The sequence below is a fragment of the uncultured Kriegella sp. genome (assembly GCF_963975415.1).
Taxonomy (GTDB): domain Bacteria; phylum Bacteroidota; class Bacteroidia; order Flavobacteriales; family Flavobacteriaceae; genus Kriegella.
The window spans coordinates 1-15,124 of sequence record NZ_CAXBGN010000004.1; the positions used below are offsets into that span (position 1 = coordinate 1).

13 protein-coding genes are annotated in these 15,124 nt (G+C 37.9%); 9 read left to right on the forward strand and 4 right to left on the reverse strand.

All coding sequences use genetic code 11. The features are described from left to right. The first annotated feature begins 531 nt into the window (after window positions 1–531). From AACZ88_RS09665 to AACZ88_RS09700, 8 genes are all read left to right on the forward strand, one after another. On the forward strand, window positions 532–1,452 hold the full coding sequence (locus tag AACZ88_RS09665; RefSeq protein ID WP_339709320.1) for an AraC family transcriptional regulator: 921 nt from the start codon (window positions 532–534) through the stop codon (window positions 1,450–1,452). Window positions 1,453–1,543: 91 nt separating this feature from the next. Then, a complete protein-coding gene (locus AACZ88_RS09670) occupies window positions 1,544–2,299 on the forward strand; it encodes an SDR family oxidoreductase (protein WP_339709322.1) in 756 nt (251 codons plus the stop codon). Between the two features lie 79 nt (window positions 2,300–2,378). Further along, window positions 2,379–2,750 (forward strand): nuclear transport factor 2 family protein, encoded by a 372-nt coding sequence (locus AACZ88_RS09675; protein WP_339709324.1) that lies wholly within the window; start codon window positions 2,379–2,381, stop codon window positions 2,748–2,750. A gap of 187 nt (window positions 2,751–2,937) precedes the next feature. Beyond that, on the forward strand, window positions 2,938–4,440 hold the full coding sequence (locus AACZ88_RS09680; RefSeq protein WP_339709326.1) for a M20/M25/M40 family metallo-hydrolase: 1,503 nt from the start codon (window positions 2,938–2,940) through the stop codon (window positions 4,438–4,440). 126 nt (window positions 4,441–4,566) lie between these two features. Then, a complete protein-coding gene (locus AACZ88_RS09685) occupies window positions 4,567–5,160 on the forward strand; it encodes a Crp/Fnr family transcriptional regulator (RefSeq protein WP_339709328.1) in 594 nt (197 codons plus the stop codon). A 53-nt stretch (window positions 5,161–5,213) separates the two neighbouring features. After that, window positions 5,214–5,858, forward strand: a complete 645-nt coding sequence (locus AACZ88_RS09690; protein WP_339709330.1) for a hypothetical protein — start codon at window positions 5,214–5,216, stop codon at window positions 5,856–5,858. A 22-nt stretch (window positions 5,859–5,880) separates the two neighbouring features. After that, entirely contained in the window at window positions 5,881–6,339 is a 459-nt protein-coding gene (locus AACZ88_RS09695; protein ID WP_339709332.1) for a DoxX family protein, read from the forward strand. After that, window positions 6,339–6,875 (forward strand): NAD(P)H-dependent oxidoreductase, encoded by a 537-nt coding sequence (locus AACZ88_RS09700; RefSeq protein WP_089895960.1) that lies wholly within the window; start codon window positions 6,339–6,341, stop codon window positions 6,873–6,875. Before AACZ88_RS09695 ends, AACZ88_RS09700 begins: the two co-directional genes overlap by 1 nt. Window positions 6,876–6,970: 95 nt before the next feature. Here the strand turns inward: AACZ88_RS09700 and AACZ88_RS09705 are convergent, their stop codons facing one another. Continuing rightward, a complete protein-coding gene (locus AACZ88_RS09705) occupies window positions 6,971–7,189 on the reverse strand; it encodes a transposase (protein ID WP_339709336.1) in 219 nt (72 codons plus the stop codon). A gap of 263 nt (window positions 7,190–7,452) precedes the next feature. Here AACZ88_RS09705 and AACZ88_RS09710 point away from each other — a divergent pair, with 263 nt between their 5' ends. Further along, window positions 7,453–8,325 (forward strand): hypothetical protein, encoded by an 873-nt coding sequence (locus AACZ88_RS09710; RefSeq protein ID WP_339709338.1) that lies wholly within the window; start codon window positions 7,453–7,455, stop codon window positions 8,323–8,325. 870 nt (window positions 8,326–9,195) lie between these two features. Here the strand turns inward: AACZ88_RS09710 and AACZ88_RS09715 are convergent. The 3 genes from AACZ88_RS09715 to AACZ88_RS09725 form a co-directional block, all read right to left on the reverse strand. After that, complete coding sequence (locus tag AACZ88_RS09715; protein WP_339709340.1) at window positions 9,196–10,047, reverse strand: endonuclease/exonuclease/phosphatase family protein; 852 nt, start codon at window positions 10,045–10,047, stop codon at window positions 9,196–9,198. Between the two features lie 311 nt (window positions 10,048–10,358). Beyond that, complete coding sequence (locus tag AACZ88_RS09720; protein ID WP_339709342.1) at window positions 10,359–11,828, reverse strand: RagB/SusD family nutrient uptake outer membrane protein; 1,470 nt, start codon at window positions 11,826–11,828, stop codon at window positions 10,359–10,361. 18 nt (window positions 11,829–11,846) lie between these two features. Further along, complete coding sequence (locus tag AACZ88_RS09725; protein WP_339709344.1) at window positions 11,847–14,942, reverse strand: TonB-dependent receptor; 3,096 nt, start codon at window positions 14,940–14,942, stop codon at window positions 11,847–11,849. Window positions 14,943–15,124 lie beyond the last annotated feature (182 nt).

Consider the following 15,124-nt stretch of genomic DNA (forward strand, 5'->3'; position numbering starts at 1 on the left):
CGCTCTTTTGTTCTTTCTGGTTAATACTATAAATTTAAAGAGAATCAAACTTAAGACGGTAACCGTTGCACAAGCCGTTAGTTCATAAAAAACGGATCCGTTCAAGCCTCTTTAAGAGGCTTTTTTCGGGTCAGGTCATAAATGGGAAGCCAGTTTTCCATGCTTTGCAAAAGCTCCCAATAAGTATTCCAAGGTGTTTTCCATAAATGCCGACAGGGCAAGTTGCCCTGCCCCGCTCTTTGAACGTTTTTCGACGAATTTCAGGTACTTCTTCAGGTTATAGGCGATGGTCGAGACCTCCCTGTCCCTCCTATTTAAGCCTGTTGCTAAGTTTCCAAGCTAATGCTTTAAAGATTAGCTTGGAAAGAGTGTAAACCTAAGCGACGATATCTCTATTTAGTATCTGACCCTACCACGAAATCAGACTTCCCTTTAAACTAATGGATTATTCTAAATATCTTATCTTCAACTCAAGAAACAAACATACGAGCCGAGACCGCTGTAAGTAATGTTGAATCACAGAAATAGAAAGTGACTGAAACAAAAGAAATAGCATTTTTTGAACGAGTAGTTGATTTGTACAACGCATTGAATATTCCAATTGAACAAGACAGTCAATTCTCGATGAATGATTTGCTGGATATTCACCGAACCATTCCGTATAAATCGCCAATATTCAGAACGAATTATTATTCTTTTATATTCGTCAAAAACGGAAAAGGAAATTATACCACAGACGAGCAAACTTTTGAGTATGGCTCGCGAACCATTTATTTTACAAATCCCGGACACATCAAATCCTTTGAATTTCACGAACTGAAAGAAGCTTATCTAATTACCTTTAGCGAGGAGTTTTTAAAGACCAACATTCACCAAAACATTTTTAACGATTTTCCATTTCTGCTTTCCGAAACTGTACCACCACAAAACCCAAATAAGCAAGAATACACGGAAATTGAAACGATTTACCTTCAAATCCTGAATGAATACCAAGGAAGTTCATTGTATAAAGAGAAAATCATAAGCAGTTTACTTGTTGCTCTATTACTTAAAATAAAGGCTTTGTTTTGGCAAAATTATTATCCTTTAGAAGAGGGAAGCAATCAATCACGAATTGTAAAAACATTTAAAGAGAATTTAGAAAAGCACTACACCAACTTGGCTATAGGAAAAGTAGATAACGTTTTTCAACCGCAAGACTATGCCAATTTACAACAACTCAATTCGAGCTATTTCAGTCAAGTCATAAAAAGTAAGACAGGCAAATCGCCAAGTAGATGGATAAACGAACGAACAACTTCATATGCCAAGGCACTTTTGAAAAAAACATCCAAGTCCATCAAAGAGATAACCTTTGCTTTGGGTTTTGGAGAAACTGCTCATTTTAGCAATTTTTTCAAGAAACAAACTGGCTTTTCGCCTTCTGCGTACCGAAAAAAATACAAGAACTAAAAACCTCGCAACACAAGCTAAAAATTTCGCAACAAAGTAGCTTTGCGTCACTCATACCTTTGTACCATCGTTAATATAAAAAATAAAAACAATGGCAAAAATTGATTTAAGGAACAAAGTAGTATTAGTTGCAGGTGGTGCAAAAAACCTTGGTGGTTTGATAAGCAGAGAAGTTGCAAAACATGGCTCTGATGTTGTAGTTCACTATAACAGCGACAGCACAAAACAAGCTGCTGAAGAAACCCTAAAAGCTGTACAAGATTTAGGAAGAAAAGCAATTTTAATTCAAAGTGATTTGACAAAAGTCGAGAATGTTACGGCACTTTTCAAAGAAGCAAAAGATAAATTGGGACGTGTAGATGTTGCAGTAAATACTGTTGGAATGGTGTTGAAAAAACCATTTTCAGAAACCACGGAAGAGGAATTTGATACGATGTCGGCCGTTAATAGTAAATCGGCTTATTTCTTCATCCAAGAAGCTGGAAAATCATTAGAAGACAATGGAAAAATCATAACTCTTGCCACATCACTATTAGGCGCTTATACTGGTTTTTATTCCACATATGCAGGAGGAAAAGCTCCTATTGAACATTACACAAGAGCTGCGTCAAAAGAATTTGGAGAGCGTGGAATTTCTGTTAATTCTGTAGCACCTGGACCGATGGATACCCCTTTTTTCTATGGACAAGAATCACCAGAGGCAGTTGCTTACCACAAATCTGCATCGGCTTTAGGAGGATTAACAAAAATTGAGGATATCGTTCCTATAATCACATTTTTAGCGACAGAAGGTTGGTGGATAACAGGACAAACAATTTTGGCAAATGGTGGCTATACAACCAAATAGGATGCAAACTTTAACTTTATTAGCTTTGAATTTGGTTGTCTGCGTGCGGTCGAATTCAAGCATAAAGTAAGAAAACACAATGCAAGAAAATAAAAAACAACTAAGTATGGCAAGTGATAACAGTCAAAACATACAACCAGAGCAGGTTGTGATTCAATTAATAGAAGCCATGTCGGTCAACGATGCTGCAAAGATTCGCTCTCTTTTTCATAAAGATGCCAAGCAAGCCTATGGTGAAAGCGGCTCTTGGAAATCGGGTGAAGCCTTTTTTAAGTGGCTACAAAGTGACATTATTGACCGAAAAGGTCAGGTAGATACTGCTAAATTTTCTGCCGATGGAGACAAGGTGGTTGTAACGGGACAATACAGTAGTGTCGGTTATACAAATAAAGCTAACTTTTTATTTTCTGTAGAGAATGGCAAAATTAAGAGCTGGCAAATGAGGTATTAATACAGCTTGTATTGTAAAAAATAAAAACACTACGCCCAACACGGTGCATAAGCAATAGCGGTTTGAGCAGAAACTCGAACCGTTTTTTCGTTTAAATAAAGTATATTACTATCTGATATCTGAAAAGTAGTTGCTTAAAATCTGCTACTGCCCATACACCTAAACGTTGTAAGCCATATAATTAACGATGAAAAAGAATGTAATCTACTATTTCACGCTGCTAGTTTTCTTTAGCTATTTTCATGATGCTATCGCTCAAAGTAGCGATCGGAATAACTCATTGATCCTAAATAAGGCGACTCGAAACCAACTAAAGGAATATGATAGTTTTTTCATTGAAAATCATAAAAGACATATCAGTGAGTTAGTTGAACTGATTGCCATCCCGACCATGTCGATGAAACCAGAAAACAAGCCAGAACTCAAAAAAGCTGCAGACTTACTTAAAGACATGCTCCATACCATTGGTATGGAAAACACAGAAGTGTATTTCACCAATGAATTGCCAGTAGTTACTGGCACCTATACACGGAACAAAAAGCAACCCACCATCCTTTTTTATGGACATTTTGATGTGCAACCTGTCAATAAAGAACGTTGGAAAAGCGACCCATTTAGTGCAGAAATAAGAGATGAAAGGCTTTATGGAAGAGGAGCCACCGATGACAAAGGACCTATTATTGCTTTAATTAGTGCCATAGAGGGATTGATAAAGGTGGATGGCAAACTTCCTGTCAACATCAAGCTGCTATTGGATGGTGGCGAAGAAATGGGGAGTCCACATTTACCAATATGGTTAGCTTCAAATCAAGAATGGCTAAGTGACATTGATTTTGGAGTTAATGTAGATGCCATGATGAATAATGACAACCAAGGAATGATGTGGAAAGGACTCCGAGGAGCCGCAGACCTTGAAGTCACTATTACATCGGCAAATACCGATTTGCACTCGGGCATCTATGGAGGTGTTGCACCGAATGCTGCTTTAGCAGCTTCTAAAGTGATTGCTTCCCTTTGGAATAATGATGGTTCAATAGCTATTAAAGGATTTTATGATGGCCTAAGGCAATATTCTGAAAAAGAACGAAAGGAAATTGCTGCTGTTGTAGACCCAGAGCAACAAGCTAAGGATTTAAAGAAATTTGGCATCGACCAATGGATCGGAGAGAGGGAATACTCCTTTTATGAGCGTCCTTGGATTCGTTCCTCAGTAGACATTACAGGGTTTAAAGCTGGTTACATTCAAGGTAAGGCCTCTATTATACCTCACACTGCTTGGTTCAGAATGATGGCACGTACGGGGCCTGACCATGATCCTAAAGAAGTATTGCAAATGCTTAAAAAACACGTCAAAGATAGTCTCCCATGGGGATTGAAAGTGGATTTCAAAGAAACAGTGATCGGCACTGCTCCTATTTTCGATGAAAGTGATTTGGGCTTTAGAATAGGTAAAAAAGTATTAACAGACTTTTTCGGGACTCCTCCAATCATACGCTATATTGGAGGCACAGTGCCGGCCCTGTCGTCTATTCCCGATGGTGGTGGCCCAAATTTAGTTTCCATAGGCTTCCAAAGGAGTGACGAAAATTTTCATGCTGACAATGAATATATGCGTATTGAGAGTTTTAAGAAAGGTCAGCGTATATACGTGAACCTGCTTCATGCATTTGTGAATCAATTGAATGAATAAATACTACGTACAACCAGGTATATGAAATCATAGCATCCTAGAGGATGCAACGTATCATAGCCCGAGAGTAGACAATAATTACAAATAGATAATAAAAAAAGGTAACCAACTCAAAATAAGCATGAATTGTACTATAAAGAATCACATACTCTAATACTTAATAATATCGCGAGGTTTATTGATTTAACCGAGTTAGAAAAGCAAAAATACCTCTCTTTACTTACTGAAATAAAAGTAAAAAAGAAGGCATTTTTAATGCAGGCTAATGATGTTACTAAATACGAGTATTTTATAACAAAGGGTTGCTTAAAGGTTTATACATTAGATGAAGATGGTGCACAGCACATATCAATGTTTGCGGTAGAGGGTTATTGGACTGGTGATATGGCTAGTTTTATGACCAAAGAACCAACACGTTATTTTATTAAGGCTACGGAGCATTCAGAATTATTAGGTATATCTAGGACTAATTATCATTTACTTTTTCAGGAAATACCCAAATTCGAAAAGTTTTATCGCATCCTATATCAAAGGTCACTTATAAGTTATATACAACGTGCCAACCAGGGCATGTCCTTAACCGCTGAGGAAAGATATATTGAGTTCAAAAAGAAATATCCAAAAATTGTCAATAGAATTACCCAAAAAGACCTAGCGGGTTATATTGGCATTACACCAGAATTTATGAGTAAAATTATTTCTAAGGTCAACAGAATGTAAAAGTCTTAAACTAGTTCATTTTTTTTCATGTGCTTCTATGGGAATTTTGAAGCATGAAAAAAATAATACTCATTACATCTTTTCTAACAATCGGACTTGCTAACTATTTGCAAGCTCAATTTACACAAGTAGAACTGTTTTCCAGTTTTGATAAAACAGATTTTACATTATTCTCTAGCTATACAATTAATAAGAGTAAAACGCTCAGCATTAATACACTAGCTTTCTTTCAAAAATTTAGGGACGAAGAAAACCAAGTCTTTGACGAGGCAGGTGTACAACCAACGGTATTTTGGAATATTAATGAGCATATTTCAATTGGTCCATCTTTATATTACAACAGTTTTTCTGGGTATTCAGAACGTTTGTCAGCAAAGTTCACAGTAAAAAATTCACGAGTATTATTGGTTATTATTCCTACGGTAGCATATTCCGAGCAAAAGGATGCCAGCTATGCCGAAACATTTGCGCAGTTTCAGTTTAATATGCCAATAAATGATAAAGTTTCTCTTGGGTTAAACGGACAGTTTTTGGCCGTATGGGATGAATTTAAAACACATTCCAGGAGTTTTCAGCAATTAAGAGCTGGCGTATCATTCGCGGGACATCAGTTCGGTTTTGGTTTGGACTTTGACCAGTATGGCCCTATCCCAATAGAAAAATCATCTTTCGGTGTGTATTACCGAAAAACTTTATAGACAATTTTAAATCTTAAACATTATGAAACATTTAGTACAAAAACTTTTAAAAACCCATCCAAATATTGGGTTTAGCATTGCACGATTAACACTTGGTTTAGTTATGTTTCCGCATGGTGCACAGAAATTACTAGGCCTCTTTGGTGGTTATGGTTATACGGCAACTATGGAAACATTTACAACTCAGATGGGATTACCAAGCTTTGTATCATTCTCAATAATAATGATAGAATTTTTTGGTTCTATCTCACTAATTCTAGGACTCTTCAGTAGATTTTGGGCATTAGCACTCGCAGGAATGTTCATAGGCATCATTTATACGACACAGTTAGAGCATGGATTTTTCATGAATTGGTTTGGTAATCAAGCAGGTGAAGGTTACGAATATTCTCTTCTAATTATCGGTCTTGCGTCAGGCATAATAGTTAATGGTAGTGGAAAATGGTCAATTGATAATTTAATTTCTAAAAAACAGTACTAATGAAAAAAATAATCACAATAGCAGGGAGTAACAGTCAAAAATCTATCAACAAAAGTTTACTGTCCCATACAATTAGTTTATTAGAAAACGTGGAAATTATTTCAATCGACTTAAACGATTATGTTTTACCAATATATGGGGTTGATTTTGAAGCCGAAAATGGCATACCTACCGCCATTAAAAGACTAGACGAGTTATTTGATAAGGCTGATGGGTTTATAATTGCGTTAGCAGAACACAATGGGACTTACACGACGGCATTTAAAAATATAATAGACTGGTTGTCTCGAGTAAACATGAAAATATGGAGAGGAAAGTCAATGCTTTTAATGGCTGCTTCACCAGGCCGTAGAGGCGGCACAACTGTCTTACAGTCTGCAAAAGCCTATTTCCCTTTTCTTGGAGCTAAAGTAGCTTCAGATTTCTCGTTACCAAATTTCTACGATAATTTTTCAGAAGATGCAATTTCTGATAATGAATTGAAAGAAGAATTAAACAAAAAAATTATGCTCTTTGAACAGCATTTAAATAATTAATGAACTATTGCAAACAAAGTAACCGTTGTACAAGCCGTTAGTTCAGAAAACACGGAGCCATTCAAACCTCTTTAAGAGGCTTTTTTCGTGTCAAGTTAGAAGTGGAAAGTTAATTTTTCATGCTTTGTAAGGGTGCCGAAAACGTATTCTATGGTGTTTTCCACAAATGCCATTAAACCAAGTTGCCCTGCCCCGCTCTTTGAACGTTTTTCAATGAATTTCAGGTATTCTTTAATGTTGTAGGCGATTACCGAGAGCTGCATGCACTTATTGCCCTGTTCCAGCCCGATGGTATTTATTTTCCGTAGCCCCATGAACAACGGGTAAAGAAAGTCCAGTTCAAATGCAGCTTTCAAGCACCTGTAAAAATTGTCCTTGGGGATCCGTTCGCTAAATTGGAAACTGGCGAACGGTTTTTCCTGATAGTCCTTTTTTCCCTACTTACCTAAAGTTACGATCGTTATCCAGATCGGCAATGATCCACAAAGACTTTTTCGTTAACTTGTGCAACAGGCACACCGTGTATAGTTAATGATCCTAAGGTGCGTTTATGACTAATTGTCCGTAAAATTATATTATGAATAGCATTAAAAAAGTAACGATATTGATAATATGCTTGTTCGGTTTTTTTGAGTTATTCCCTCAAGAGTTTAACTATTCAAACAACAGATTTGCTATTAGTTTTGATGGTAATAGCGCCCCTGATAATCAATATAAATGGCCTACGGGAGACCCCGATGATTGGGGGGCACTGGTAGCTTCTTGTGCCATTATAGCTAAAGTAGGATTGCAGGATAAACTTGTACATTGTTCTTACAATAATTTTATTGACGCCCCTGCCGGACCTGATGATAAAAATCAACTAAAAATTAGCGCTGACGGGTGTATTTCCCGATGGGGATTCGACAAAAATGTTTTTTTTGATGTTACTACCCAACTAAACAAGGCAAGGGCAAGTTTAGCAACAGAGATGGGGAAATCAACCGCCCAAGATCCATTGTATTTTTTACATGCTGGCCTCTCGGAATTTTTATACCAGGTAGTAGAAGAGGTAATTTCTCAAGGAAAAATTGAGGCGCTCAATCATGTTTATCTTTTATCACATAGTACGTTCAATGAAAACGAGACTCGCAGAGATTATCATCATACTTGGAAAAATATACAAGACCTGTGTGGTAATCGCATTAAATACAAAAAGATCCAAGACCAGAATGACAAACATAACCCTAATAATCTATGGCATTCCATGGATGACTTTTCAGTTTGGTACTGGATGAGAGACCACAAAGACCTAAACATTAGATGGATGTATACACGTATACAGGCACATAGTATGGGACATGCTGATATTTCAGATTGTGGTTTAATTTATTATTTACTTATAGGTGACGACAATGGAAACCCACAAAAATTCAAAAACTTTATTGGTGATGGGATATCCATTAATTAAAACAGAAATCAACATGCCCACAGTAAAAAATTTAATAACGGATTCGATGGGTTTTCCAAGGTTAGCTTCACGCCCAATTATCCTTTCTTTTCAGACAGATAACGGCACTTAAATCTATTACCAAACTTGCGCCAACCATTTTAGGCACACTAACTACAACAATGCATGGTAAGCGGACTACAAAATAATCCCAAGCGAATCTTTCTACTAGATGGTATAGGTGCAATTATTTCTATTCTTATGCTGGGCATAGTTTTAGTCAATCTAGAACCCTATTTCGGAATACCAAAAAATGTACTTTACATACTTGCTACTCTTCCTATATTTTTCTTAATATATGACCTCTATTGTTATTGTAGGCAAATCGTTAATAAATGTAGTATTCGCATCATTGCGCTTACCAATTTGCTCTATTGTTTTCTATCGCTAGTTTTGACCATTTTACACTTTAGTAAAATCACTATTCTAGGTTGGTTATACATTATTATTGAAATCATAATCGTGGTTGTTGTAGCAATTATAGAGCTTAAGCTGTCTGCGGAAATAATCAACACTCGAATTTCAAATGAATAGAATCATCAAAGAAGCACATTAAAAACAACCGAACTTTGAAGTTTGCAGAATTTGGGCCAAATTCACGGTATCCGACCATGTATTGTCATGATCTAAACTTACCCGTTTTATAGGTTGAAGGTTAAAGTAAAAAGCCTAGCGATATTTTCTACAAGTTTTAATTTGGAGAACAATAACCTAAAACATCTATAGCCATGAAAACATACAAACTACAACTTGGAGTTGGATTTTACGGCGAATGTCGTAGATAACAAGAGACGCTTTTGGTCGTTCAACCGAATCAATTTCTGAGCGCTACTATTCCAATTGAAAAGACGCCCAGACGGGCTTATGGTCAGACAAAGGTTTTTCTAATTCTATAATCTCAGCTTGTAGGGCGTTCATTTTTGAAGGATCATAAAAGATATGGTCAATCACACGACCAATCCGCTTTTTATTACCAACCATAGACCTCAAGGAATCGTAAGGCATACCAACATTTTCTCCAGCAAGTTTATACCCTATACCCTTAAACATTTCATGATACATGTTCATAGTGTCCACTTTGCTGGGCACAAAATTGAAGTCTCCGGCGACAACGGCTGTTTCATTGTCTCGATGCGTCTTTAGATGTTCGACAAAAGTTTGAATCTTATGGGTGGTCTCATCAATATGGGCCTGATCACGCCATCCGAAGGGAAAGTGGACAGAATACAAGCTTATTTCCTGCCCCCCTATTTTCGTTTTGGCTTTGACCGCAGTGTGTAACGTGTCTCCCATTAAAACTTCCGTGATATCATACAATGGGGTTTTTGATAAAATGGCTTTGTATTTGTCATCATGTCCCGCTGTAGTGTATTTTCCCAAAATCACATATTCCAGGTCCATTTCCTTGCCTACTTGGCTAGCCCAGTCCCCACCGGGAACCTCAGACATACACACCACATGAAATCCGAAGGAACGCAACATTTTTCCAATTTCCTTTGCAGAGCCTTTGTCACCATACTGCACGTTATAGGCTGCCACCTTTAAGTTTATTTGAGTTTTCTCCCTAGAATTTTCGCTGAAGGATAAAAGTAGTATGAGGCAAACAAAGGCGGTCGCTATTAGCATAGCTTGAAAAGCTCCGTGTTTTAACGGATTTATCTTTTTATTATTTATAAAATTCATTGTACATGATTTTAAATCAGTTTGTATTTGTTAGTATCGGAAACATGGTTTACCCATAACCTTCATACTTACCGATAAAGTTAATGCGTTGATATGGAAGTACTCGCTATTTACTGTATTAGCACTTCGATAATTGCCTGATTTACGAAGCATTGTTCCTACCTACTTTTAAAATGATATAGCCCGATAAAATTGATCTAAGCCCTTTTCTTAAAAATCATTCAGGGAGTGCCCAGATCATATAAAACAAATTAGTCAAGGGGGAATATGGTTACCTATTCTTCCCTTGACTAACATAACCATCTCGTTCTTTAATTTATCCAATCAGGATTTTGTACGAGTACACCATCAGAATTATCAATATCGGTTTGATATAAGGGTTGGTAATAATTTTTGGGACTAGTCCAAATTTTTCTCCCTACATCACTAGGAATCATTTTTTCTGGCCTCGCCAAGAATTCTTCCAAGTCATAAATTCCTGCCTTGTGCCATCTAAGTAAATTCTGATAACGAAAATTTTCTCCCGCAAGTTCAACCCTTGTTTCATGAATCAGGTCATTTATATCGGCTCCAGATACTGGTTCAAGACCGGTTCTAAGGCGAACTGCATTGATTAAATCGTCACCAGCTCCTGCACCATTCAATCGAATTTGTGCCTCCGCTACCAACAAATAGGTATCTGCCGCTCGCAAAAATGGAATATTCAGACCATGGTTAAAATTTCCAGATTCTGTCCAATCCATATATTTAAAATAGCTATGGCCGGTATTGGTTAAATCGGAGGTGTGTTCAACCAACCCCAGGGAACCTTGAAGGGCGAACTCTCCATCTGAAATAATCGTTACACTTTTTCTAATGTCCCCTTCTTCAAACTCGTTTACCAAATCGTCTAAAGGTTCTTGAAACCCATACATCCCCCACGGTCTGGGGCCCCTATGCTTCGACATTATATTTTGGTTTATCCACTCCAAATCATTCATCATAATAAAAAGGTTCTCCTTCAAATATTGATTGCCTTCTCGAAAAAGGGATAGATAATCATCTGCTAAGGGATAATTGTCTACTACATTTTGACCGGCCGATATAGCCTTGGTCAAAAACTCCGTGTTGCTATACTCTTCGGCCCTGTGCATGTATATAGACGTCATTACGGCCCAGGCTGCACCTTTGCCAACACTACCCGCAACATTATCCATAGGAAGAAGATCAACAGCTTTTTCTAAATCAGATAGAATAAAATCGCTCAATACCTCTGGAGACTCACATTTCGGTATATTATATTCATTGGTCAAAACATTTTCTTCGGTTATAATGGGAACCTGCCCGTGAATAAGATATAAACGGTAATAGGCGTATGCACGTAGAAAATAGGCCTGCCCCATAATAGAATTATAGGAAGCATCACCTATCGCTCCTAAATCTTTTACTTTTGGACCATTGATCAGTATGCCATTGGCGCTACTGATCACTTCATATTTATACCGGTAGGTATCTCTTAATTTATAGTTCGATGGATTGGTGTTAAAGGTTTCAATCTCTTCGTCTTCGGCATGATCACCTGCTCTCCAATGATCATCGCCCTGATTGTCGAAAAATAAATCGTGCATACCCAAGGCCCGTGTAGCCCACTGCCCATAAGCACCTGCCAATGCATCTACCATGTCGGCTTCGGTAGTCCAATAATCTTGATCGGTTCGCTTACCTACCAAATCTTGTTCCAATATATCATCACATGAAGCTGCCATGATTACCGCAAATAATATAATTATATAGTTTTTCATCGTTACTTTGTTTTAAAATTAAAAGGTAATGTTAGCCCCAAATACGACGCTTTTAGACTGAGGATAATTGTTATAAATTACACCACGTGCCAAATTACCAGTCCCACTTTCTTCGGGGTCTACCCCATCAAATTTAGTAAAGGTCAACAGGTTGCGTCCTGAAATATAAAACTTCATATTACTGACACCTATTTGATCTGTAATGGTTTGGGGAATCGTGTAACCCAAAACAACATCCTTCATTCTTAGATAATTACCACTCTTCAAACCCAGTTCGGAAACCCTATAATTATCATTCGCACGAATTGTGGACATTCTAGGATAGGTGTTCGTTGTTCCTTCGCCGGTCCATCGTTGGTAGGCCACAGCATCCATATTGGCACTTTGTGTTGGGTCAATTCCGCGCATCATCATAGCATCATATAGCTCATGGCCAAATGCACCACTGAACACAGCAGAAAAGTCAAACCCTTTGTAATTCAAATCTGCATGGAAGCCCAGCAGTAGGTTGGGGTTGGCGTCTCCAATATGTACCCTATCCTGTTCATCGACAATATTATCGCCATTGACATCTACAAAACGAACATCCCCTGGAGTAATATCCGTTTTACGTGGATCACTTGAAATGTTGGAATCATTGTCAATTTCTGTTTGGTTTTGATAGATCCCATCGGTCTTCCAACCATAGAATGAGCTAATTGGCTCACCTTCATAAGTTCTCGTTTGATCTCCTCCAGAAATAAATTTGCTAGAACCATAAAGTTTGGTAACCTCGTTTTTGATTAGGGTAGCGTTTACCCCCAATTCAAAATTAAAATCCCCAACTGTTCCTGCATAAGATGGCTCTATTTCGAATCCTGAGTTATGCATCTCTCCAATATTGGAATCTGGTATTGCCACCAAACCTGCGGTACCCAAACCTGGTAACGGAATCAACATATCAGAAGTTAACCTATCGAAGTAGGCGACATCCAAATTAAATTTATCATTAAATAGACCTAGTTCCAATAAGATATTTAAAGCACTTGTAGTTTCCCAAGTAATATCCGGATTGGCAAAAGATGCCAAACGGGTTCCCGTTAAATTGGTGTCGTTCAATATATACTCTGTGTCTTTATTATAAACGTTCAGATACTGGAACGCACTCACATTTTGATTACCAAGCTGCCCCCAGCCCATGTTCAATTTCATATTGGAAATTGTTGGGTGATCTTCCAAAAAGCTCTCATTGGAAATTCTCCATCCACCTGAAATTGAAGGAAAATACCCCCAACGGTTGCCCTCAGCAAATCTTGAAGAACCATCGGCCCTGAAAATTCCCGACACATAATATTTGTTATTGTAATTATAGGTACCTCTTACAAAGGCAGACGCCAGACCTGTGGCCAAATAGTCATTTCCGCCGCCTTTTATAATAGAAGCATTGTCCATAACCAATTGGTTTTTCTCTACAGAGGCAAAACCCTCTCCCGACATATTCATAAAATGACCCTTATCTACTTGTCCTGACACCCCAAGTACCGCACCTATGTTATGCGATCCTGAGGTCATTTTGTAGCTTGTAAACAATTCGCCTAAAGTTACTGTGGTTTCATCAGTATTGATTCTTAGAATCGGCAGGTTTTCAGTTCTGGACTGATCTGGGGTTATGTCTTGAAATGCTTCATATTTCGACGTTGATTTTTGATAAGATGCCCTAGCTGTAAGCGTTAAAGCATCGGTAAAATCATAATCGGCTTTCATACTCACCAGCGTATTGAACTTGTACCTATGCCTCCACTCTTCTTTAGCTTTATATACGGGGTTCCACATGTCTCCCAATTGGGTAGAGGCCTTTCCTGAGCCATAACTGCCGTCTTCATATAACACTGGAATGGCTGGCATAAATCTATAGGAAGAATAAATAGTTTGAGATGTTCCCGTTGCCCCGTCATCTTGAGTCAGCAAGGTGTGATTGTTCGTTATTCTTATGTTTTCTTCAATTCTAAAACGATCGGATATTTTCTGAGTACCCCTCAAAGAAATTCCCAGGCGTTTGAAATAGGTATTTATCTGGGTTCCTTCTTCATCCCTATAAAAAATATTGGCATTAATAGTCGATTTTTCAGAACCTCCACTAATGTTCATATTGTAATCTTGAAAAACGCCATCCCTGAACATTTCTTCCTGCCAATCCGTTCTAGTCTGATTGTAGTACTCATCTGCCCATGGCGAATTTGGATCAATAGGGAGACCGTCCATAATGTACCTTTCCCTTTTTAACTCATAGAGCTGTTCGGCAGTGGTTACATCGTATTTTTTAATTACACTGTTGAAGCCAGTGGAAGCATTAAGCCTTACCGTTGTTTTCTCATTAAATTTAGCGTTATTCGTTGTAATCAAAACAACACCATTGGCAGCACGAGTACCATATATGGCACCTGATGCCGCATCTTTTAATATCTCTACAGATTGTATTTCAGAAGAAGCTAGTTGCCCTAGAACATCTGAAGATACCGGCACTCCATCTAAGACTATCAGTGGTTGAGAGTTGTTTATAGTGCCAACTCCCCTGATTCTAATACTGGGCGTACTTCCAGGGGTACCTGAATTTACAAACTCAACGCCCGATGCCCTCCCCTGAAGTGCCATCGCGGCATTTGAGGCCGTAGAAGCTTGAAAGTCCTTTCCGTTTATCCGAGAGATAGAAGAAGTTATCTCACTCTTTTTCTGAGTTCCGTAACCCACAACAACTACATCGTCTAATTGGGTTGCATCTATAGGTAGAATGGTATTTATGATGGTCTGGCCATTCGCCATTACTTCGACTGTTTTATAACCCAAATAACTAAAAACAATTATACTATTAGAATCGACTTCAATAGCATATTTGCCGTCGAAATCTGTAACGGTTCCTATAGAGGTTCCCTTAACAACAACACTGGCCCCTGGCAGTGGCACACCATTATCGTCGCTTACGACACCAGTCACGACTGTCGATTGAGCATTTAGCGTGAAAATAGTATTCACGGTGTCTTTGGCAGACATGAGATGAATTTCCGATACAAATAGCAAAGCGCATAAGAATAAACTTCGTGCCCTAGGCATGTGTATTAATTTCGTTTTTATTTTCATTTTCTTTAAAGTTCTTAGGTTGATTATTTTCTTTATTAAATTCTTGAATTGGCGTTGTATGCAAAGTAATGTTCCACGCTCGTTACAAATGATGATTTTGGGTCTATATAATGCGTAAATGAGCACTTTTTGATGTAGTTTCAAAATTGTTCTGCTCTTCTATTCATACCATAAATCCACTG